Below are 24,226 nucleotides of genomic sequence, written 5' to 3' on the forward strand. Positions count from 1 at the left end.
AGAGAAAGAACGCGAGAATGTTAATGTCAAAATTAGGTTACCAGCCTTTTTTTACAATACAATTTTATATGGCTGGAGTTTTAATCTCGAATCACAATCGGGATATCCATTATGTTACTTTCGCAAGTAGGGAACCTGGGATATAGTCTTATGACAGCAACCCAGCATACTTGTATTTATGTTAATTTGCAATTAAGTAAAATTAATTAATCCTTTTATAGGAGGAAAACAATGAAAAAGTTCATTTTGTTGTTAATTGCTTTACTTCTGACTTCCTCTCTAGCGTTTGGTGCCTATATCGAAATCGGTGATGGTACTGGATATCAAAATTACGTTCCTTGCTATGGTTATTATAACTATTCATGGTCCCAGACTATTTATCTTCAGTCTGAAATTGGAATGGCAGTTGATATCACAGGAATTCATTATGATGTAAATAATACACCTGCAGCATACGCTATGGAAAATCAAGAAGTATACATCGGTCATACTACCTTAACTGAGTTTCCAAGCAACGAAAATGTTGATCCTGTTGCTCTTGGAATGACATCAGTCTGGAGTGGTACAATGACATGGAATGGCAGTGGCTGGCAAGGAATTGACTTTACAGCACCGTTCTCATACAATGGTACAGACAACCTTATGATTGTCTGGATCAACTACCGTGGGGACTATTCTACTGGCTATCCAAACTTCAAATACACAAACCATACAGACAGAGTGGTTCGTGATTATGATGATTATGTACCCCCTGGCCCAGGTCATACGACCGGTTACCTGTCTTATTATGTCGCAAACATCCGCCTTCTGGCTGATATTCCTTACGGTTTAAACGTAACCCAGCTTACCCCTGATGCAAACATTCTTATGGGTCAGACCTTTGATTACCTTATGAAGGTTTGCAACCTTGGTGATAATGCTGATACGTATGATCTTACACTTGCTGGTGGTGCATGGACCTATGAGATCAGAGATAAGGACGATACTGGTGTTATTTCAACAATCAGCATTGGATCTGGTGAATGCGATACTGTTATAGTTCGCGTTACTGCTCCAGCTGCAAAAGATGTAACAGACATGACGACCTTTACTGCAACATCGCAGGCAGATCCAACAGTTTCAGCATCTGATGATATTAACACGACTGCATACGAACCTTACCTCGACCTCTTCGAAAACTTCGATACATGTACTGCGCCCGACCTTCCACCTAAATGGTCGAGAATCGTACAGACCACAAGCACCTATCCTTATGTTGATACATATTCTAGCGCAACATATGCCTATTCCGGCTTGATGAGCGTGAAAATGTACAACTCAAGTGATACTGCTGCAGAACTGATGCTCGTTACTCCCGCCCTTCAAACAGGTGTATGGGGTAATGTTATCTCGGCAATGGTTCGCTCAAGTTCAGGTACACAGAATATCTTGGTTGGAACCCTAACGGATCCTTCAGATCCTTCAACTTTCTCTCTTGTTCAATCCTTCGAAGTAACGAGTACCTATTCTGAGGTCATTTGTCCCATCGACTTTGCAAAAGCAACAGGATATGTTGCATTCAAGCATGGTCAAGATGGCACCTATGATTACTTCTACATTGATGATGTAGCCTGGCAAGAGATCATACCTGAACCAGATATGATTATTGACGAAACTGCCCATGATTTCGGTATGGTTGATCAGGGAACAGTAGAAACATGGGATGTTACGATCTATAATGATGGATTTGGCACACTCTATTTCAATGGTGTCACAATTAATCCTCCATTCTCAGTAACATATCCAGACTCAATCGAACCTCTCAGCTATGATGTTGCTACAGTAGAACTCGATGCTACAACCGTTGGTATGTTCGCTGATGTTCTTGAATTCCACACCAATGCAGTTCAGGACTCCACAATCGACCTTAGCGTTATTGTGAAGGGTGTTGATTATGCGATGGAAGGATTCGAAGAGACAACATTCCCACCATTCGGTTGGGAAAATCCTGGCGACTACTGGGCACGCTTTATGAGCGATGCTTATGAAGGACAGGGATTTGCACGTTGTAGCTGGTATCATGACTATGACGCTGTTCTGATCACTCCTCGTCTTGTAATAAATGGTGGTGATTTCATTGACTTCTTCTGGAGAAATGATAACCTCTATGAGGCAAAGGGTGCAGATATCCTTGATGGTGATACCCTGTTTGTTGAAATATCCAACACATATCTCAATCAGAATCCTACTTGGGAATGCATTGCAGTCTTAACCGCAGATGCACCAATGGATGATTACGAAGAAGTGTTTGTAACTATTCCAGATACGTATATTGGCGAAAATGCAAAGATCAGATTCCGTCATCGTAGTGAACTCAACAGTGAGTCCCGTGGTGTTGGTATTGATAATATCATCATGCCAGAACCGTATCTTCCGATCAACTTCTCAGTCGATCCATACTATGCATCCGATTATATCGCTGCAGGAAACAATATTCAGTACGAATTCGACGTTACGAATATGGGTATTCAGAGTGATAGATACATCTTTGTTGTTCAGGATAGCTCAGCTATTCGATACAACAAGAGAGATGTCGAAGACTTCGAAACCAGTGATGGTGGCTGGGTAGCTACTGCAGACTGGGATCCAGTGGGTGACTGGGCATGGACGAATACGTATGATGTTGCCAACTATACCGGCACACATACACCTCCTCCAGCAGCTCACTCCGGAACAGGTCTCTGGGCAACCGTTCCCGAAGGTGATTACACCAACTCGGGCGGCAATACTTACATGAGCAAGACCGTTGACTTCTCATCAGTTACCGGTGCATACCTTCAATTCTGGTATTGGTCAGATATCTTTGGATCATGGGACTACTGTGATGTTATCGTTAATGGAGATATTCTTCTTACCGTTGACTCATATCCCGGAACTGCCTGGGAATTCGCAGATCTTGACCTTTCAGCTTATGACGGCATGTCCGACGTTCAGATCGTCTTCTCATTCTATGCAACAACAGTTGTTGAGTATGCAGGAATGTATATCGACGACCTCGACTATCCTGGCGGCGGTGGTCCTGGTCCAGGTCCTGGCCCAACAGGATGGCCTGTAACTGTTAGCCCTCCATACATTGAGCTTGATCCGGGTGAAGTCGGCAACTTTACAGTTACCGTAGCAATTCCTGAAGACGCAGCTCTTGATGCTTGTCAGCTTACCCCTGTTCTTGCTTACTCAAGAGAAGAAAGTGCTGTTCAACATCAAGTATTAGTGCTTGCAACTGCTCATCCCAGAGATCCGTATGAACCAAACGATCTTATGGTTGATGCCACACCTGCACACTTTGACTTTGTGTCTGAAGGTGCTCAGATCTACTATAATCCGGATTATAGAGATAAGGACATTGATATCTATACGATCGATTGCTTAGAAGGCGATATCGTATGGTGTGCCTTTGAACTTCCGATTGATGAAACAGAATTTGACGGTGCTATCAAGCTCGTTGATGCAGATTCTACTGAACTCGCCTACGCAGATTCCTGGGCAGGTGGCGGAAGTGAATATCTGCAATACAGAATTCTTGAAGATGGTACCTATTACTGGATACTTGGAAAATGGGATAACGTTCTTCTTGGAAAAGATTCGAAGAAGACAGTTACAAGAGGTGTGAACACCACCTATTATACTGTTGCCTTTGACCTTATTCCTTCACCAGAAGTTGCTGTGGAACCTGCATCACTTACCCTTGGTTTGATCGCAGGAACCGGTGGCACTGTTTCTGATGAACTTTACATCTCGAACATTGCACCAGACGCTATGGCAGAAGACCTTTCATTTAATATTGAAACTGTTATTCCAGGTGTCGAAACACTGTATGAATCAGACTTTGGTGACTTTTCCAGTTGGACAATTACAGGTGGCACAAACTGGGGTGAAAGCAATACCAGTTATGCTGGTGGAACACCTCCGGAAGCACGCTTCTACTGGAGTCCTTCTACAACAGCTCTTCAAAGATTGATCAGCCCTGTTATTAATACAACAGGATATACAAGTGCTAATTTAACATTTAAACATTTCTTAGATTACTATTCTACCGGTATTACCGTTGGTGTCGCAACAACCAGTGATGGTGGTGCCACATGGAATACTGTTTGGTCTACATCACCAACCGCAAATATGGGACCAGAAACTGTTCCTGTAACCATTGATAATGCTGATATGGGTTCAGACCAATTCCAGATGTGCTGGTTCTTTGACGGATACTCATTCAATATCGATTACTGGTATGTTGACGACGTCAATCTCGGTGTTGGTTCCGAATGGATCAGCGTTTCACCAGTAACCGGTACAGTTGGTCAGGGTAATACCAAGACCATTACTGTTACCTGTGACGGTGATGCACGTCTCGATCCCGGCATGTACACCGCAGACCTTATTGTCCATAACGATGCATTACTTTATGGTGCATCAGATATAACCGTTCCGGTTGTATTCTACATCAGCGATGCAGCTGGTGGACTTCAGGGAACAGTTACCTTTAATGGTGATCCGGTTCCTGATGTTATGGTCAAAGCAGGTAACTTTGTAACCTACACTGATGAATATGGTTTCTACTGCTTCACAGAAGTAGCATCCGGATTCTTCGATATCTACTTCTACAAAGATGGATTCCAGCCATACTGGGCATATGGTGTCTATCTTAATCCTGGCTGGATCGTTCTTCTCGATGTAGAAATGATATTCGATGGTCCTGTACCAGAGAACCTCTCAGCTACAGGAATACAAGAAGCTGTTGATATTGATTGGGATAAACCGCAAACCGGTGGTGGTGGCGGTGGTACACAAGTTGATTATGTACTCGACGACGGCACCTACGAAAACGGTTGGTCAATCAATCCTGGTTATGAAGCATGGCTTGGTAACCTGTTCCAGACTGATGATGGTGGTGAAATCATAAGCTTCGAGCTTTATGGTGATGCCAACGCAGCAGCTGGTGGTGAAACAGTTACGATCGACATTTATGATGAAGATCGGAACCTGATCGGAACCACAGATCCATTCGTGATCCCGGCTGATGATTGGGTAACAGTACCTGTACCAAACGTCTCATTTGCCGGTGACTTCTATGCAATGGTTCACTGGAACATGAATACAAGTTCTACAAACTATGTTGGATTTGATGAGAATGGTCCGAATGCAAATGCAAACCTTGACTGGTACATGAGCGGTGGAGCATGGCAGCTTCTGCATGTTGCTGCAGCTTCTACTCCTGGTGTGTTCGGTATCCGTGCAACCGCAATGGTTCGTGGACGTAATATCGAGCTTGCCTATAACGAGAAGCAGCTTGGTAAAGAACCTGAAGTGAACCTGTACGCATTTGATGCAACTACCATTGATAATGGTAAGAGAATCCTTGATAAGGTCTTCGCACAAAGCGGTCATACTGTCGATACCGGCAATTATGAAGTATCTCATTATACCTTCAACGGTAATACTGAACTTGGCTTCAAGATGCCGAGAGATATTACACTTCTTGGTTATAATGTGTACGAACTCGGTAAAGGATTTGTTGCCTATGTTGATGGTGAAAACCATACCAACTACACTGATGACATCGTTGCTGTAGGTGAAGAATATACCTACTGGGTAACGGCAGTCTACGAAGAAGGCGAATCCGGTCCTTCAAATACCGATACAGCAGTTCCGCTTGCACCAAGTGGTGGCTATCATGAACCATTTGATGTTGATTGGCATAATACCGGTTGGACAACACAAGGTTCTCCGAACAACTGGTTGTGGTCTGCAGGATATGCATACCTGTACTGGAGTCCTTCAGTTACAAACTATGACATGTCATTGGTCTCACCAGTGATCAACCTTCCTGCTAATCCATTGGATGTCTACGATATTAAGATCAGCATGTATATCAATGATTACAGCACCGATAGCGGTGAAATCATGGAGATCTGGGTCGTCCATCCTGGTGGTGAAGACTTGATCTTCGAATGGGATCTTGATACCAATGATGACTGGGGTGTATCCGGTGGAACAGACTGGTTCTATGATGATACTGCTCAGTATGCAGGGCAGGATGTCCAGTTGAAGTTCCGTTCCCATGGTGGAACCACATATAACTTCAATTACTGGTATGTCTATGATGTCCTCTGGGATTACGCTGGCATACCACCTGTTTACGGTGCTCTTGAAGGAACCGTTACAGACGGTGATGGTAATCCTCTCGAAGGTGTTGCTGTAACAGCTAATCCTTCCGATTACAATCCTGTCTATACTGACGAATTCGGTTACTATCTCATTGATCCTATGGCTGTTGGCTTCTATGACGTCCAGTACTACAAAGCCGGTTATACCGAAATTTGGTACTATGATGTTGAAATCGAAGAAAATGTAACAACAGTCCTCGATGTAGCACTTGGTAATCCTACCATGGATATCACGCCTACTTCGATCAATGCGACCGTACCGGTTGGCGGAACCTCGACACGTACGATCACCGTTACCAACAATGGTAATGCTCCTCTTGATTGGTCTGCCTCGATTGAGAATCAGACCGAGTTGAGAGCTAAGATGCTCGAAAACAGCTATACCGGTCAGACAGCTCCTTCATTTATTGCAGAAGCTGATCCAAATCCAGATACCTACAATCCTCCAGCATCTGATGATATGTGGGATATCCTCTTTAACTGGGATGTCGACACACCTACTGGTGGTGTTGGTGTTGCAGGTGCAGGATGCGGTAATAATTACGTCCTCGCTTCTGAATGGGGTTACTCAAGCAGAAATGTCTTCAAGTTCGACTTTGAAGGTAACTACATCGGCAGCTGGGTACCCACATGGATGCCTGGTACTGCTGGTCTCAGAGACATGGCGTTTGACGGTGAATACTTCTATGCTTCCAATGCTGGAAATACCATCTATCAATTTGATGCTGATGGTAACAACTATGGAACCATTTCTTCACCTGTTGCAGTCAGATCGATTGCCTATGATGACATCAATGATGCATTCTGGGTAAACAACTGGAGTGAAACACTGACGCTTATCAGCAGAACCGGAACCATTCTTAATACAATTGCCTCACCTCCAAGCATGTATGGTTCAGCATACGATAATGTTACTGCTGGCGGACCATATCTTTGGATCTTCACCGGAACAACAACTGGTGGCGGATGCCAGATCGAGCAATACAATCTGAATACCTTAACACTAACGGGTGTTACCCACAGTGTTGACGGTGACTTCGGTGTTGGTTCCTATATTGCTGGTGGTCTGTTTGCAACTGGTAACATGGTACCTGGAACATGGGTTCTTGGTGGTTGTGCACAAGGCACACCTGACCTTCTCTTCGGATATGAGCTTGGACCTTTTGCATCATGGATAACAATGGATCCTACTTCAGGAACCGTTCTTCCATATGGTGCATATGAAGAAGTAACTGTTACATTTGACGCCTGTGATGATCCTGCAGGAACAATTCATACCTGTGACATCACATTCGACTCACCGCAAGGCGTACCTTCAGTTACCATACCTGTAACATTAATGGTTGGTAATCCTGAATATGGCGAACTTGCCGGTACCGTAACAGCTGCAACTGGCGGAGCTCCTATCGCAGGTGCTCAGATCACTGCTTCTGATGATGCTGATAATACCTATGTAACCTACACGAATGCCTCTGGTCAATACACCATCGAGGATATGATGGTCGGTTACTATACTGTTGAATGCATAGCAGATGGATATAATTATCATGTTGAGACCGATGTGCCTATCGTTGTTGATCAAACAACTACACAAAACTTCGCACTGACCGCTCCTGTGATGGTTGTTAATCCGACCGTGATCAACGTTAACGTACCTCCGGGATCAACTCATACCGAATACATCACCGTCCAGAATACTGGTGATGGTCCAATGGACTTCAATGTTAATCTGTATGACTACGGTAAGCTACTTACAGCCCCAACAGATTACAGCAGATTTAATTGCGAAGATGAGCTGCTCAGCATCAAGAATGAGCCTGTAACAGGAACCACTTCATTCAATGCCACTCAGACCCGTGATGATGTTACAATTCAATATCAAACCGGTTATGATGATAATGGTATTGGTACAGGTGGCGTATTTGACGCAATTTGTGCTGCCAGATTTACCTCAACTGAGCTTGCACCTTATTATGATACCTATAACTTAACACAGGTGAATATTCACGTTAGAAGTGCAGACTTCACCTCTGTTGAACTCAAGGTATTCGAAGGTGGTTCATATGGTAATGCTGGAACAGAAGTGTACTCACAAGACATTACAGCCTCTGTACTGATCGATCAGTGGACAAATGTTGTACTTACAACTCCAGTTCCAATCCTGAGCGGTAATGAGTACTGGCTTGGTTACTCGATTTCTGCAACTGCAGACCATCCATGTTCTGTTGACGCAGGTCCAATGGCAACCGATAAGGGTGCTTGGATGTACTACAGTGGCGCATGGTCACTGCTGACAGATCTCAATCCTGCACTGGATTACAACTGGTGTATCCAGGGTATCCTGAGCTTAGGTACTCCTCCGTGGATTACTGTTGATCCGACATTCGGAACGATCGCTCCAAGTGGTCAGACTCAAATCGCTGTTATGTTCGATGCAACTGATCTGACATACGGTGAGATCAAGACCGCGGACATAGAGATCCTTTCCGATCCTGATGTTGGTTCAGTAACCGTACCGGTAACCCTTACAGCTACCGATACAGTCTCTAACGGCGATGTACCAGTAACAGAAACCAAACTGTATGCGAACTATCCTAACCCGATGCTTCATACTACAACCTTCCAGTTCAGCTTGAGGGAAAGATCTCATGTTAAACTGTCCATTTACAACTTGAAGGGACAGTTGGTAGAGACAATAGTCGATACCGAGTTCGATCCTGCACCTAAACATTCGGTTGAGTGGAATGGCACCGCTAACGGAAAAACGCTTGCAAATGGTATCTACTTCTATAAGCTTGAGGCTGACAACAAGACCTTCCTCAAGAAGATGATCTTGATGAAGTAACTCGCGTTGAAACTCATATAAATTAAGGGAAGAAGGTTCGCCTTCTTCCCTTTCTTCTTTTACTATTATTATAAATAAATATATATATATGAGGAATTCCATTATAATATACAAAGACAATTGAGGTGTAAAAAACTTGACTCCGCTGCTTAATACTCCATGAAAAGAACAATTGCGTAAAAATATCAGCGTCTTATTAATTCGACGTTTTGAAAGGAGAAAAGATGAAAAAAGCAATGACAGTTATTGCTCTTTTCGTACTCTTGACCTCACTTGCAATAGCAGAATCACAAGAGGTTAGAGTACAACAATTACAAGTGCAACCTGTTCTTTCAGGGACTGATTCACCAATGATCAATCCTGCCACAAAGAGCAGAGACATGACACAAGTTTACTTTGAAGATTTTGAGACAGGTGCTACTGATTGGACAGCGTGGGATGCAACTGCAACTCCACCCGTGTGGCATATTGATACCTATAATGCCTATGGTGGCTCAGGTATGTCATGGTGGATGGGTGATCCTGATATTGAACCTAATGGTGGTTATCTTGATCACTGGTACCAAGTTCTGGATACTCCCCCGATCACAATTCCCGATCATGCAGACAATCTTCTCAGTTTCCAACAGTTCCGTGCGATCGAAGCACTTGGTACAAGCGGCAACTTCGATGGCTGGGATGGATTTAATGTAAGGATCCGTCTTGCTACAGAAGAATATTCTGAAGCTGAAGTATTAACGAATTGTACACCTGCTTATAACAGTACAAGTATGTATAGTTTCGGTTTTGAGCACGGAGAATGCCCCACAGGTATACCTGGTATTCCTGGATGGGGTGGTTCAACCTCTGGTTGGCAGGCAACAAACATTACCATTCCAAGTAACTGGAATGGTGAAACAGTGATTATTAGCTTTGCTTTTGCTTCAGATCCAGCTCAATGTACAACAGATGATCCTACATTGATAGGTGTGTTTGTAGATAATATCGCACTTGCATCATTCTATAATACCGGTGATGACGCTACTGGTTTTGATATGTTCTCAAATGTCCCGGAAGGTGGACAGCTCTGGCATATTTATGATGATGCTTCTGCTCCCTCTCCAACACATGCAGCAGGTTGTTTCGATCCAGGAACCGGATTCTATAATCCTGATATGGATGATTACTATATTACTCCTGAATTTGATCTTCCAGCAAACGTAGATATTACCTGGGATATGTATGTTCAAACAGACCTCGATGATGGTGTTTTCCCTGATTGTGATTACCTTTATGTTGAAGTTCGTCACGATGATGGTGCTGGCTGGAGTGGCTGGTGGTCAGTGAGTAATCCTCTCGGTGATCCAGGTGGAGACAATTACGTTTTCACCGGCAGCATTGCAGATTGGTCACTCTTCTCAGCAGGATGGTCTGGTTATTCGGATATTTCATGTCTTGCTGGAATGACCGTACAATTCCGTGTCGGTCTTCACTCAAACTCAGATCCCGTAACCACGTGGGGTTTCCATGTTGATAATTTTGAAGTATTGGCAACAATCGATGTTCTGCCACCAACAAATCTAATAGCAGATTATAATGAACAAACAGCATTTGTTGACCTTGACTGGGATGCTCCAGTAGGTGGTGGTGGTGATATGCAATGGGATGATGGAACATTTGAAAATGCAATATCATTCACAACTGGTTCAGGTATCATGGGTGCTTCATTCCCTGTTGGCGGTCAATGTCAAATTCTTGAATTTACAGTATTCAGCGAGAACTTAGCCGGTCCAACAACAATTGGTGTATATGAAAAAGAAGGTGCATCCTATTCATCGACTCCATCATATACTATGGGTGTTACAACTCAAGCCGGTGCTGCAGCCACATACGATGTATCTGCTATGCATTGGGATGTTCAAAACAGCTTTATCCTCGGATTTGAATGCTCCAGCACAGTTGACTGCGCTTTAGATGAATCAACAGTTCCAAGTGAACACAGCTACGTAAATACCGGTGGAGCATGGGCTACATGGGCAGACGTGGCAGCAGCAAATAGTCTTCCTGATGGCGAATGGGGAATTCGATGCAGCACAACATATGCAACCGTTGATCCTCCCAATAGTTATAATGTATATCGTGGTCTGGAAAGCGGAAACTATGATGATACACCAGTAGGAAATACTGCTGACACCTTGTTTACAGATGAAACAGTTGAAGCTGGAAATACCTATTATTATGTTGTTACAGCAGTCTATGATGCAGGAGAAAGCCAGTATTCAAACGAAGCATCTGCATTTGTTGAGATCGCTTCAGCAGTAGAATATGCCTATGATGATGGTACATCCGAAATGGGTTATAGTGCAGGTTCAGCAGCAAGTCAGCTCGCTGTTCGCATCACTCCTGATCAATATCCTGTAAAACTTATTCGTATCAAATACTATCTTACAGAAGTCAATCAGCAGCTTATTGTATATGCTTGGGATGATGACGGTCCGGGTGGTCAGCCAGGTACACAACTCATCGATCCGATCTATATGATTCCTTCTGCAAACCTTGTTGCAAATGACTGGAACGTGGTTTCACTTCCGGATGATGCACGATATAATATCGTGATCAACGATGGTGACTTCTATGTTGGATGGTTTGAAGCATCGAACAGCAGCTTGATAGGTGTTGATACAAATGGTCCTTCATACTTCAGGAGTTGGCAGTATACATCAGGTACATGGTTTGACTATACAATGGGTATTCCTCAGAATATGATGATACGTGCAGTCGTCGATACCAACGTGATCGTTTCCAATGATGACGAACCGGTCGTCGGCACATACCTGCTTCAGAACTACCCCAATCCTGTTAAGGGTTCAACACAGATCAAATATGGAATTCAGAATCATCACGGACCAGTTGAGATCGATATCTACAATATCCTCGGACAGAAAGTAGATTCTATTGAGGGTGAAAGTGGTGTCGCAACCTGGAATCCTGGTGAACTTCCAAGCGGTATTTACTTCTATAAACTCGATACTGCAGAATTCACTCAAACAAGAAAAATGCTACTCATTAAATAGCAATTCTTATTATAAAAATCAAAGTCCCAATCGTTATACGTTTGGGACTTTTTTTATTGCGATTGAACGCTAAAATCTATTCTTCAGATTCAGGCGGGATAAATATTCTGTGAATGTTTGAGATCAATTTGGAAGGAGTTATCGAAGCTTCATCATATTCATCAAGCAATATGTCCGCAACTTCTCCATGAATATAAGCACCGACCCGTGCCGCTTCATATGGTGAGAAATGCTGTCCAAGCAGAGAACCGATAATACCACTCAGAACATCACCGCTACCGCCTGTGGCTAGCCCTGGATTACCCGTGACATTGAATGTTATGTTACCATCTTTTGAGGCTATGATTGAAGTACTTCCTTTAAGAAGTAATGTGAGTTTGTATTTTTTTGCGAATTCCAGAGCATATCCCAGTAAATCCTGCTGAAGTTGTTCTGCATCGACATGTATCATGCGGGAGAATTCCTTTATATGAGGAGTAAAAATATATGGTTTTCCAGAAAGTTTTTGCAGTGCATCACTATCATGTTCAAAGGCATTGATGGCATCTGCGTCGATAACAGCTGGTACTGTATTGCGGAATAAAAACTCTCGCACGAACTCAGCAGTCTCTTCATCTCTTGAAATACCCGGTCCAATTACAACGGCATCACAAAATTCAACAAAATCAAGTACTTCGTCAACTGCTTCCCGAGCAAATGTATGCTTCTTTGTTTCAGACACTCCTCGTGTCATCACTTCTAGAAGTCCTATTTCAAATATAGTACCCAGGCTCTTAGGATGAAGAAGAGTGATCAGACCAGAACCCATTTCCAATGCAGCATTTGAAGCCATCATACCAGCTCCGGTCATACCAGGTGAGCCGGCGATGATTGCTATTTTGCCATAATTTCCTTTATGTGTATTCCGTTCGCGTATGGGGAAATATTGGAGGATATCGGGAAGGATTTCTGCAACCGGTGGATTTTCTTCGTATGCATTGAGAGGAATACCTATATCAACAATATACATCTCACCGCAAAGGTCGCGTCCCGGATAGAGAAGATGCCCGTACTTCATATTTGCCATTGTGATAGTGATATCCGAATTGATTGCAACATTGGCAACCGTTCCTTTTTCTGCATCCAAACCTGATGGTATATCAATTGCAATGATAGCAGCATCAAGTTCGTTTACAATCTCGATAAGGTTTTTTCGAAATCCTTGAACGTCACCTTTGAGTCCAACTCCAAAAAGAGCATCGATGATCACCGTGAAATCATAGAATTGGTCAATAACATCATCCAGATCATCTTTACTCGATATATATTGAATTTCACAATGCATTTTCTGAAGGATATCATGGTTCTTCTTGGCAAGTGAGGTGAATTTTTTTGTATCTCCAATGATATAACAGCAAACATCAAAACCATGATTGTGGAGCCATCTCCCAATGACCATACCATCTCCGCCATTGTTCCCTGTACCACAAAGGATCGCTATCGAATCCGATTCTTCCAACATTTCCATCTCGATGATCTCGGCACTTTTCTTGCCGGCGTTTTCCATAAGCAGGATCGGGTCAATACCGAATTGCTCGTGAGCTGTTTTATCAAAAAATCTCATTTCTTCCGGGCTTAATATATACATAGATACCTCATTTATATTTTTTAGGAAGCATTATCTCAAAGGTTGTTCCTTCATTTTGTTCACTCTTCAATATTGAAATCTTTCCTTTATGAAATTCTTCAATGATCCTCTTTGTAAGGGCAAGACCCAAACCCCAACCTCTTTTTTTAGTAGTGAAGCCAGTGTCAAAAATAATTTTCTGCGATTTCTTAGGTATTCCGCAGCCTTCATCCTTTATTTGGATGTAGAATTTATCACCTTTGTCATATGTTATAACAAAGATATTTCCCGATTTTTCCTTCATGGCATCTATTGCATTTTTCAGGAGGTTCTCAAGAGCCCATTTCAGGAGATCGGGATCAAAACAAATTACTTTTTGTTCTGCATGATCGATATAGTTCAGATTAACCTGTTTGCTTGATCGTGGGATACGGTCGCGGAAATAATCGAGTACCTCGTGAATTGTCGCTTCAATATTTGCTTCTTTGATCTGTATATCCGAACCGACCTTTCCAAACCTGGATGCTATCATTTCGAGGTGGTGTACATCCTCTTTCATGTGCTGAACAATATCTTCCATCTGCTGAATTTCTTTGCATGAAGAAGCTTTTGATCTTAGAACTTCAAGCCATCCCAGAAGTGAAGTTATAGGAGTGCCAAATTGATGTGCGGTTTCTTTTGCAAGGGCTACCCAAATTGTCTCTTTTTCCTGTTTTTTCATGATCGAAAGACCGGATATGCCAACGCCGATAAACAAGATGACGATCAGGAACTCGAAGAAAGGAAGATATTTAAGCTGCTTCATCGTCTGAGAAGAACTGTATAGTATTTTTGAAATAATTTCCCCAGTTCGGGGTTCTTTCAGCAGGATGAATGTCTCATTTTTCTCCATTTTAGAGGCGATTTCACGGACTCGATCTTCATTGATCTCCTGGTCAGATTGCTCTGTTTCAAGATTTTTCCAGTATTTAGGATTATTATGAACGTCGGTTACAATAATTGGGAAATTTATTTTCTGAATAACTTCAGTAAGGATGATCTCCAATAATTCACTTTCAATATTTTCCTGGGTGGACACTTCTGCAAAACGCGCATAGATCTTTGGAAATACTTCGAGTTCTTTTCGAACCTGTTTGAGAAGAATATTTGAATACAGTACAAAAGATAAAATAATAATGATGCTGCCGAGGAGAAAGTAAAACCTGAGAATGGTTAGATTCTTATTGTTATTCTTCATCTTTTTCCTTGGCTTTTTGCCAGTAATACTCCATTTCATCAAGATCAGCAGAAAAAATCTTTTCTTTGAGTTCATCCTCGATGAAATTGAAACGCTTTATAAATTTCTTGATGGTTCTATCAAGAGCGAATTCTGGATCGATGTCAAGCCGACGTGCGAGATTGACAAGTGCGAAGAGAATATCTCCAAGTTCATCTTTCATTTTTTCAATGTCTTTGGTCTTATATTCCTGTTCAAATTCCTGTATTTCTTCCTTGAGTTTATCAAATATCAGATCAACTTCATCCCAATCAAAGCCCACGGTTGCTGCTTTTGCCTGGATTCTCCTTGCTTTTATCAGAGCAGGAAGAGATTTGGGAAGTCCTTCCAGAATTGAAGTCCGAGCAGTTTTTTCTTTCTTCTTGATCTTTTCCCAATTATGCTCAACCTCTTGATGATCCTTAACGTGTATATCGCCAAAAATATGAGGATGCCGTCTTTCCATTTTATCATTGATCGCTTCCAGAACATCATCCAGTGAAAATCGTCCCTCTTCTTCAGCAATCTTAGCTTGAAATACGATATGAAGAAGTAAATCACCCAACTCTTCTTTCATATGAACATCATCTTTATGATCGATCGCTTCGGAGAGTTCATAAACTTCCTCGATCATGTGAGGACGAAGTGACTCGGGTGTTTGTAGTCTGTCCCAGGGACAGCCCTTTTCAGGATCGCGAAGGATTTTCATAATTTCAACAAGTCTATCAAATTCTTTCATTACAAGCCCCAAATCTGTAAATACAAACGAATAATATCATTGCCGATCAAGATACTAACAAACATTGCCATGATGATGAAAGAGCCATACGGAATCAATATTTTATTTCTTTTCACAGAAAAAGCATAAATGAGAATACCCAATATCGAACTTAAAAAAATGGTAAGAAATGTTAATTGAAATCCTAGAAAAAGTCCTATCATTGCAATAAGCTTGATATCTCCCCCTCCAAGCCCGTCTCGCTTTGTGATAAGCTTGAATAATAATGCAATGAGTATAAAAACACCAGCACCCAGAGCAAATCCCTTGAGTGAAAACCAAAAGCCTAAGCCGTTAAAAAATGAAAAGAGAATCCCGCACGCCATCATAGGAAAAGTAATAATGTCCGGGATTACTCGGTAATAGAGATCCAGGAAAAAAATGAGAATAGCGATTATTGCCAGGAATCCAAATTGAAAGAACAATACTGATAATTCAAATTTGATAAAAAAGAGAATTAAAAGGATCGGTGATAAAACCGGTATTATAAGAAGATATGATGGAAGAGATTTTTTGCAATGTGAGCATTTACATTGAGTAAGTATAAAACCTAAAATGGGTATTTGATAAACTGGTATAAGCCGCTCTTTACACTGCGTACATATCGGTGATGAGAAAAAATTTCGTTTTTCGGGAAATTGCCAAACAGTTAGAGCACAAATCCATCCAAGATTAATTCCCACACAAGGAATAATAATGATCCAGATCAACCACATCCGAATCCTTTATCTGAAGGGATAATAATACGTTGGAAAGCTGTTATACTCAATATGTAGTCTCATGTTCTCGGCCGGTGTATAATCAAGACTGAAATTCGGCAGTATCTTAGTGTTTTCACGTGATATCAACGGGCTGCTTGAACCGAATTTTCCATAATTCACAAAATTCAGGTCTAATGCAAGTTTGAGTTTGTCAGACAATGGAAGAGAGAAGCTATTACAATAATTGCTGAGATAATATGCACTTTTCGTTCCGCTGTTGTATGTTGTTGAAAAACTGATTGACTGACTCATCTTGAGATTGTTTAAGGGAAGTGCTGTAGGAAACGAAAATAAGGATGAAGGAGTGTTCTTGGGTATCGTTAAATCCTGAGCACACAGGAGTGTAGCGCTTACTATTAAAATTGTGATTATTATAATGTATTTCATCTCGACTCCCAAAATTCTATATATGTAGAATTATTTTTTATTTGATGTACTAATATTTCGTGCTTTTCGTGGTTCATACTATGGATAAATTCTGTAAAGCATTCTCGGGAAGGGAATTGCTTCACGTATATGCCGTACGCCGGACATCCATCCGATCAAACGCTCAAGACCGACACCGAAACCGCTGTGTGGTACAGATCCATATTTTCTTAAGTCAAGATACCACTGGTAATCCTGCATAGATATGCCGTCTTCTTCCATTCGTTTTTTGAGGATGTCGTAATCATCTTCTCTTTGTGATCCACCAATGATCTCACCGAATCCTTCCGGAGCGATAAGGTCCGAACCGAGAGAGATATCCGGGTCATTAGGATCCTGTTTCATGTAAAATGCTTTAATATGTTTGGGCCATCTCTCAATAAATATAGGTACGTCCGAACCTTCTGCAAGCGCTTCTTCTTCGGGTGCTCCCATGTCATCTCCGTAATTTATACTAACACCCTTTGCCTGGAGGATTTCTATCATGTCATTATAGGTAATTATCTTAAATGGTGCATCCGCTTTTTTCAAAGCATCAATATCACGTTCCAATGTCTGTAAATCAACAAGATTGTTCTTCAAAACAGACTTAATAACAAACCGGATGAGTTGTTCCTGGATCTGCATGTTCTCTTTGTGCTCTACATAGGCTTCTTCAGCATCCATCATCCAGAATTCTGTCAGATGTTTACGGGTTTTAGATTTTTCCGCACGGAAAACAGGACCAAAATCATACACTCTTCCCAGACTCATGATACCGGCTTCAAGATAGAGCTGCCCGGATTGCGATAGATAGGCTTTACCCTGGTCAAAATAAGGGACCTCGAAAAGTGTGGTTGTTCCTTCGCATGCATTTGGAGTGAGAATAGGGGAGTCAAACCTATAAAATCCATTGTTATTCAGATATTCGCAAATTGCAAAATAGACGGTGTGCCTGATTTTCATGAGAGCATGCTGTTTACTGGAACGAAGCCAGAGATGCCTGTTTGAAAGGAGAAAATCAACCCCATGTTCTTTTTTTCCTATGGGGTAATCTTCTGCGATGTGAACGATCTCGAGACCGGTTAGTTGTATCTCGAATTGTCCATCGAGGTTGGGATGTTTTTTGGGGATACCGGTTATAATTATTGATGATTCAAGGGTTAAAGCTTTTACTTTCTCGAAATTTTCTTCACCAAGATCAGGTTTCCAGGCAACTACCTGCACCTCACCAGTACCATCCCTGAAAATAATAAAACGCAGCTTGCTGCTTGATTTGCGGTAGTTACGTACCCAGCCTTGGAGGGTTACTTCTCTCCCAATATATTTTGCAAGATCTTTAACAAATACTCTCTTTGCCATTCCTATTCCAAATCCAGTTTTTTCCTATTATTTTCAATATCTTCCATGATCTTATAAGCAACTCGCAATGCCTCGTAACCATCCTGAGCATTAACAATGGGGCGTGTATTATTCTTTACAGCATGAATAAAACTCTCGATCTCAGCTTTCAATGGTTCTTTTTCAATGATCGGGAGTTCTTCAGACCTGAATAATTCAAAGATATTGGGATCGCGTTTCCCAGCCATGACCTCATCCATGATTTCTTCTACTTTTGGATTTTTTTGCACAACACGCACTTTTTTATCCTGGTAATCCAAAGAGATATACATATCTTTCTGGAAGAATCTGATCTTTCGTTCACGTTTGAGTGAAATTCTACTTGAAGTTATGTTTGCCAGTGCACCATTTTCGAATTCTATTTTTGCATTCGCAATATCGATGTCGTTTGTGAGGATCGGTACACCAACCGCATTGATTTCTTTCACTCTGCTTTGTACAAGCGAGAGGATAATGTCGATATCATGGATCATAATATCATACACAACCGGAACATCACTACCGCGAGGAGTAAAGGGTGCAAGCCGGTTTGCTTCGATGAAAATAGGACGAAGCAGGATCGATGAAAGAGCCACAATAGCAGGATTGAACCGCTCGATATGCCCGACCTGTACTTTGATCCCTTTTTTATCAGCAAGCTCAACCAGCTTCTTCGCATCATTAAGGGTACTGCAGATGGGCTTTTCTACAAGTATATGCTTACCATTTTCAACGCAATAGCTTGAATATTCATAGTGAGATTGTGTAGGGGAAGCGATACTCAAAATGTCAGCATTTTCAAGCAGTTCGTCCAGGCTATCATAAACCTTGCATCCGTTTTTGTCTGCGATTTCCTTTGCTCTTTGAATATCTGTATCAAAGATCCCTACAGATTCAATATCCTGCAGTTCCGAATATATTCTTGTGTGATGCTGTCCCAGATGACCAACTCCGATAATGCCTGCTCTCATTTGCTGTCCTTTGTTTCTGCTGTGTTAGTATTTTTCTTTTTAGAATAACTCATTCCGAGATTAAAGACAGCATAAAGGATAAAGAGATAAGCAACTATCCTCATAAGGATCGTAATGCCCATGATAACAGTACTGAAGGTTATTTCATTTAATAAGAAAATGACTGCAAAAAGAGCAAAAGCTATTGCAATAAAAAGAGGAGATTGGTTTTGAGTCTCCTTATACGCCCAGAGACCAAGGAGAAATATTATAATATAAAGAAGCAGATAAAATATGGGAAGAAGCGCAAAGAAAATATCGACCATGATTTCTCCAATCTTTTCAAGAACTTAATGAAAGATATGCAATGATGCTAAAATGCTGTCAATTATTTTGCTATGATGCCAGTTTTGTAACTCCTTCTGAAGATGTCTGTTATTGAGAAGACTTTCATGAATAAGTCCAAAATTCTGTTATCATCCGATATTATTTGACAAATAATTAAGTTCATTTATTTGGTAAAATACCGAATTAAAGGAATATCCTATGATCGATAAAATTCATTATATATATCGTGAGTTGATCACACTCTCAAAGAAGAAAACCAATCTTCTGAAATATGTACATACGATTCACAAGTTCCTTGCTGCCGAGTTGAACGTGCGTGAATCGATCTTTGTATTTGTAATAAACGGTTATTTTTTTAAAAGTACATATAGTATTGAAAACGATGAATACTGGGATGTGCGAACGAATGAAGCTCAGGATGAAGAACGTTTCTTACGATTAGCTGATATTGTTTTTCAGGAGATAAATTTTAATAAAGATTCAGATATACGAGTCGAGATAAGGGATGATGATGCAACAACGGGATATATTATTGTACGTCCATTCAAGGAAAATGAAGGTCTTATCGAAATAATGGAAGAGATAAAGGATTTCTTTTTCCTGATATGTCGTTCCATATATCGTCAATATCAGTTGAATGAGAGAGTAAAGGAGTTGAGCTGCCTGCAGAATATCAGCAAAATTGCCGAAAAGGTCGATATAAGTATCGAGGAATTTCTTGATGAAATCGTGAACATCCTTCCTCCGGCATGGCAATATCCGTCACAGGCACAAGCTCGAATACTATTCAATGACGAGTCATTTATGACTAAAAATTACAAGGAGAGCGAAAGATCCCTTAAAGCACCTATAGTGCTGGGAAAGGCAAAAGTTGGTTTTGTTGAAGTCAATTATCCTCAAGAAAGCACTTTTCCAGATGCTCATACTTTTTTAATAGAAGAAACGCATCTCATTCATATTATAGCACAGGAATTGAGTATTACCCTTGAGAAAAAAAAGGCAGAGAGTGAGAGCAGGCAGCTTGAAAAACAGCTCCGGCATGCAGACCGTCTGGCTACGTTGGGACAACTATCTGCAGGTATAGCACATGAGATCAATGAACCACTCGCAGGTATTCTTGGACTAGCGCAACTGATGGAGAAGAATGAAAGTCTGGATGAACAAGCGCAGTCTGATCTGGAAAATATTGTATCTGCATCCCTTCATGCACGTGATGTCGTAAAGAAATTGATGTTGTTTGCACGTCAAATGCCTTCCAGCCAGTCAGATCTGAATCTTAGCGAAGCAGTAAATAATGCAGTATTTTTCCTCGAATCACGCTGCAGAAAGAATATGGTTAAAATCATGCTTGATCTCAAAGATGGGATGCCAAGTATCAAGGCAGATTCTTCGCAAATCCACCAGGTTCTCATCAACCTGATCGTGAATGCTCTGCAGGCAATGCCAGAGGGGGGCACTATTACGATCAGAACTTTTTATGATGACACACATGTTAGTCTTGAATGCAGTGATACAGGTATCGGTATGAGTAAAAAAGTGCTTTCACAAATATTTAATCCCTTCTTCACTACAAAAAAGATAAATGAAGGAACCGGACTCGGTTTATCAGTTGTACACGGGATAATCTATTCTCATGGGGGTGAGATAAAAGTGAAAAGCAAACCCGGCAACGGAACAAGATTTACAATTACATTTCCATATTCGCTGGAAGTAGGCACAGATGAAAAATAAAAGAATTCTTGTTTTAGATGATTACGATTTAACCCGCGATGTAATAAAGCGAAATCTAACAGCAAATGCCTATCAGATCTATACAGCAGGCAAATTTGAACTTGCGAAAGAGATACTGGAAGAGATTGAGATCGATCTCGTCATAACTGATCTTAAGATGCCGGATATAAGCGGATTGGACGTGATCAAGTATATAACAGAACATTACAAAGATATTGAGATAATCGTCATAACTGGTTATCCGACCATAACTTCTGCTGTCGATGCAGTTAAGCTTGGTGCCGATGATTATCTGACGAAACCGTTTACTGATGTCGAGCTTCTTGCTGCTGTAAAAAAAACTTTTGAAAAACAAGAGAATAAAAGGGAATTCAATAAGGAGATTTCTGACGGATTTGGAGAAAAATTCGGGATCATAGGAACTTCAGACAAAATGCTTGAAGTGTTCAGTACTATTAAGAAGGCATCTGAGATCAATAGTACGGTTTTGATCACAGGAGAAAGTGGAACTGGTAAGGAGTTGGTAGCTCGAGCTATCCATTATGCCGGGTATCGAGCAGCTGCACCATTTGTCCCCATCAACTGCGGTGCTATTCCGGAAACACTTCTGGAAAGTGAACTTTTCGGATATGTGAAAGGAGCTTTTACTGGTGCGCATACAACACGAAATGGTTTTTTCAGAAGCGCCAACAAAGGAACGATCTTTCTCGATGAGATCTCTGAAACGTCTATGATGCTTCAGATAAAACTGCTTCGAGTGATACAGGAAAAAGAAGTATACATGGTCGGTTCTGCCGAACCTCATAAAGTTGATGTGCGGATACTTGTTGCTTCCAACAAAGACTTACATGGTCTTGTTGATCTGGGTAGATTCCGTGAAGATCTTTACTATCGTTTGAATGTTCTTACCATAAATATCCCACCTTTACGGGAACGAGGAAGGGATATTTTCCAACTTGCGAATTATTTTGCCAACAAGTATGCAAATGAGTTTAACAAAAAAGTACCTGTTTTCCATGATGAGGTACTAAAGACCTTTGGTAGATATAACTGGCCTGGCAATGTGCGTGAACTGGAAAATATTGTACACCGCCTGGTGATCATGGATGAGGACGGGAAAATATTGAAAGCCGATCTTCCGAACTATATGAAGTCACGAATAGGAAGCGGAACCGACCTTACCAGGACGCTGCTGGAGATGGAACTTGAGTATATTAAAAATGTTCTTGAGTTTACCAATAATAATAAATCAAAAGCTGCGCAGATCCTCAATATTGATCGCAAAACATTGAATAATAAACTTCAACAGGATGTGGAAAAAGACTTAAATAAAAGCAAAAGCTAAGATGATATGAGTGAGGAAAAATAGAATAGTGGGGAAATTTTCCCCAATTTGAATCTTTCATAGTTTAGTTATGGAACCTCAATTTACACAGATTTTGGTGAAAAAATACTCCTTTTAGTTAGATTTCTCTTATAATCATGAGTAATTTCATTTAATTTCAACTTTTGGCACAGCATTTGCAGATTGTCATCATAAAACCAAAAATATGTGCGAAGGAGAAAAGATGGAAAAATCTTTCAATGCATTCAAGATGGCACAAGATCAGTTTGATGCTGTTGCCGACAAGCTTAACCTGAATCAAGCAGCAAGGGAGCTGTTAAGAACTCCTATGCGTGAATTTCATTTTACGATTCCTGTAAAAATGGATGATGGAACTTCAAAGGTGTTCCGTGGATTTCGTATCCAACATAACGATGCACTTGGACCATGTAAGGGTGGTATTCGTTTCCATCCTCAAGAGACTGTCGATACGGTGCGAGCGCTTTCTATGTGGATGACATGGAAAACCTCAGTCGTGGATATTCCTCTTGGTGGAGGAAAAGGTGGCGTGATCTGCGATCCTCATAACCTTTCTTTACGAGAACAGGAACAGATCTGTCGTGGCTGGATTCGTCAACTACACAGAAATGTTGGACCTCTTCGTGATATTCCCGCTCCTGATGTTATGACCAATGGACAGCACATGCTCTGGATGTTGGATGAATATGAAGCAATTATGGGCGAAAAATATCCTGGTATGATCACCGGAAAACCAGTTGGTATGGGCGGTTCACTCGGTCGAACTGAAGCAACCGGTTATGGTGTTATCTTTACGGTTCGGGAAGCTCTCAAAGAGATGAATATCAAGATCGAAGATACGACTGCATCTTTCCAGGGATTTGGAAATGTTTCACAATATGCAATCAAGCTCTATAACCAGCTTGGTGGTAAGACGCTCTGTATTTCCTGCTGGGATCAGCAAGACCAGAAATCTTATGCATTTTATAAGAAAAACGGTGTCGATCTCGATGAGCTTCTTGCAATAACAGACAGATTCGGCGGAGTCGATAAGAAAAAAGCAAAAGATCTTGGTTATGATGTACTTCCCGGAGAAAAATGGATTGAGGTGCAGTGTGATATTCTCGTTCCTGCTGCCATGGAAAACCAGATCACCGGTGAAACAGTGAAGAAGATACATCCGCAGGTCAAACTCGTTGCAGAAGGTGCAAACGGTCCCACTACTCCTGAAGCAGATGAAGTTTTGAAAGCAAGCAACATCTTTATGATTCCTGACTTTCTCTGCAATGCCGGTGGTGTTACATGCAGCTATTTCGAGCAGGTTCAGTGTAATATGAACTACTTCTGGAGTAAAGACGAAGTACTCGGTAAACTCGATTATAAGATGACAACAGCGTATCATAAGGTATCCAAACTTGCAAGAGACAAAAACATTTATATGCGTGATGCTGCATATATGATCTCTGTTGATAGAGTGGTTCGTGCCTCAATTGCAAGAGGTTGGATTTCATAAATGACGATATATCAAAGGGCAGAGGATCTGTCTGCCCTTTGAATAATCAAAGAGAAAAA

At 41.3% G+C, this 24,226-nt stretch carries 13 protein-coding genes; 5 read left to right on the forward strand and 8 right to left on the reverse strand.

All coding sequences use genetic code 11. The features are described from left to right. Positions 1-231: 231 nt before the first annotated feature. Together JW794_07905 and JW794_07910 are read left to right on the forward strand one after the other, a co-directional pair. A complete protein-coding gene (locus JW794_07905) occupies positions 232-9,045 on the forward strand; it encodes a carboxypeptidase regulatory-like domain-containing protein (GenBank protein MBN2018033.1) in 8,814 nt (2,937 codons plus the stop codon). Between the two features lie 209 nt (positions 9,046-9,254). Beyond that, positions 9,255-12,098 (forward strand): T9SS type A sorting domain-containing protein, encoded by a 2,844-nt coding sequence (locus tag JW794_07910; GenBank protein ID MBN2018034.1) that lies wholly within the window; start codon positions 9,255-9,257, stop codon positions 12,096-12,098. A 76-nt stretch (positions 12,099-12,174) separates the two neighbouring features. Here the strand turns inward: JW794_07910 and JW794_07915 are convergent, their stop codons facing one another. The 8 genes from JW794_07915 to JW794_07950 all read right to left on the reverse strand — a co-directional run bounded on the left by JW794_07915 (position 12,175) and on the right by JW794_07950 (position 19,559). Then, positions 12,175-13,725, reverse strand: coding sequence for an NAD(P)H-hydrate dehydratase (locus JW794_07915; protein MBN2018035.1), 1,551 nt, complete (start codon positions 13,723-13,725; stop codon positions 12,175-12,177). A gap of 7 nt (positions 13,726-13,732) precedes the next feature. Next, positions 13,733-14,941: a HAMP domain-containing histidine kinase gene (locus tag JW794_07920; GenBank protein ID MBN2018036.1), complete on the reverse strand. Its 1,209-nt coding sequence runs from the start codon at positions 14,939-14,941 to the stop codon at positions 13,733-13,735. Then, entirely contained in the window at positions 14,931-15,698 is a 768-nt protein-coding gene (gene mazG / locus JW794_07925; GenBank protein ID MBN2018037.1) for a nucleoside triphosphate pyrophosphohydrolase, read from the reverse strand. The genes JW794_07920 and mazG overlap by 11 nt, the downstream gene beginning before the upstream one ends. Next, entirely contained in the window at positions 15,698-16,453 is a 756-nt protein-coding gene (locus tag JW794_07930) for a prepilin peptidase (protein ID MBN2018038.1), read from the reverse strand. Before JW794_07930 ends, mazG begins: the two co-directional genes overlap by 1 nt. A 9-nt stretch (positions 16,454-16,462) precedes the next feature. After that, a complete protein-coding gene (locus JW794_07935) occupies positions 16,463-16,885 on the reverse strand; it encodes a hypothetical protein (protein ID MBN2018039.1) in 423 nt (140 codons plus the stop codon). A gap of 78 nt (positions 16,886-16,963) precedes the next feature. After that, the gene (gene asnS / locus JW794_07940; protein MBN2018040.1) at positions 16,964-18,265 is read right to left on the reverse strand and encodes an asparagine--tRNA ligase; all 1,302 of its coding nucleotides are present in this window, start codon (positions 18,263-18,265) and stop codon (positions 16,964-16,966) included. 2 nt (positions 18,266-18,267) lie between these two features. Further along, the gene (locus JW794_07945) at positions 18,268-19,254 is read right to left on the reverse strand and encodes a Gfo/Idh/MocA family oxidoreductase (GenBank protein MBN2018041.1); all 987 of its coding nucleotides are present in this window, start codon (positions 19,252-19,254) and stop codon (positions 18,268-18,270) included. Next, entirely contained in the window at positions 19,251-19,559 is a 309-nt protein-coding gene (locus tag JW794_07950; GenBank protein ID MBN2018042.1) for a hypothetical protein, read from the reverse strand. Before JW794_07950 ends, JW794_07945 begins: the two co-directional genes overlap by 4 nt. A 220-nt stretch (positions 19,560-19,779) precedes the next feature. On the opposite strand from JW794_07950, the gene JW794_07955 reads away from it, so the two are divergent. The 3 genes from JW794_07955 (at position 19,780) to JW794_07965 (ending at position 24,167) form a co-directional block, all read left to right on the forward strand. After that, positions 19,780-21,312, forward strand: coding sequence for a PAS domain-containing sensor histidine kinase (locus JW794_07955; protein MBN2018043.1), 1,533 nt, complete (start codon positions 19,780-19,782; stop codon positions 21,310-21,312). Beyond that, positions 21,302-22,657, forward strand: a complete 1,356-nt coding sequence (locus JW794_07960; protein MBN2018044.1) for a sigma-54-dependent Fis family transcriptional regulator — start codon at positions 21,302-21,304, stop codon at positions 22,655-22,657. The genes JW794_07955 and JW794_07960 overlap by 11 nt, the downstream gene beginning before the upstream one ends. A gap of 223 nt (positions 22,658-22,880) precedes the next feature. Beyond that, positions 22,881-24,167, forward strand: coding sequence for a Glu/Leu/Phe/Val dehydrogenase (locus tag JW794_07965; GenBank protein ID MBN2018045.1), 1,287 nt, complete (start codon positions 22,881-22,883; stop codon positions 24,165-24,167). The last annotated feature ends 59 nt before the right edge of the window (positions 24,168-24,226 follow it).

The sequence above is a fragment of the Candidatus Cloacimonadota bacterium genome, from assembly GCA_016932035.1.
Lineage (GTDB): Bacteria > Cloacimonadota > Cloacimonadia > JGIOTU-2 > JGIOTU-2 > Celaenobacter.

Bases quoted from the DNA above. Each gene is read 5' to 3' on its own strand.
- JW794_07915 (MBN2018035.1), bottom strand. From the start codon at position 13,725: ATGTATATATTAAGCCCGGAAGAAATGAGATTTTTTGATAAAACAGCT.
- JW794_07945 (MBN2018041.1), bottom strand. From the start codon at position 19,254: ATGAGAGCAGGCATTATCGGAGTTGGTCATCTGGGACAGCATCACACA.
- asnS (MBN2018040.1), bottom strand. From the start codon at position 18,265: ATGGCAAAGAGAGTATTTGTTAAAGATCTTGCAAAATATATTGGGAGA.
- JW794_07960 (MBN2018044.1), top strand. From the start codon at position 21,302: ATGAAAAATAAAAGAATTCTTGTTTTAGATGATTACGATTTAACCCGC.
- JW794_07965 (MBN2018045.1), top strand. From the start codon at position 22,881: ATGGAAAAATCTTTCAATGCATTCAAGATGGCACAAGATCAGTTTGAT.
- JW794_07930 (MBN2018038.1), bottom strand. From the start codon at position 16,453: ATGTGGTTGATCTGGATCATTATTATTCCTTGTGTGGGAATTAATCTT.
- JW794_07935 (MBN2018039.1), bottom strand. From the start codon at position 16,885: ATGAAATACATTATAATAATCACAATTTTAATAGTAAGCGCTACACTC.
- mazG (MBN2018037.1), bottom strand. From the start codon at position 15,698: ATGAAAGAATTTGATAGACTTGTTGAAATTATGAAAATCCTTCGCGAT.
- JW794_07920 (MBN2018036.1), bottom strand. From the start codon at position 14,941: ATGAAGAATAACAATAAGAATCTAACCATTCTCAGGTTTTACTTTCTC.
- JW794_07905 (MBN2018033.1), top strand. From the start codon at position 232: ATGAAAAAGTTCATTTTGTTGTTAATTGCTTTACTTCTGACTTCCTCT.
- JW794_07950 (MBN2018042.1), bottom strand. From the start codon at position 19,559: ATGGTCGATATTTTCTTTGCGCTTCTTCCCATATTTTATCTGCTTCTT.
- JW794_07955 (MBN2018043.1), top strand. From the start codon at position 19,780: ATGATCGATAAAATTCATTATATATATCGTGAGTTGATCACACTCTCA.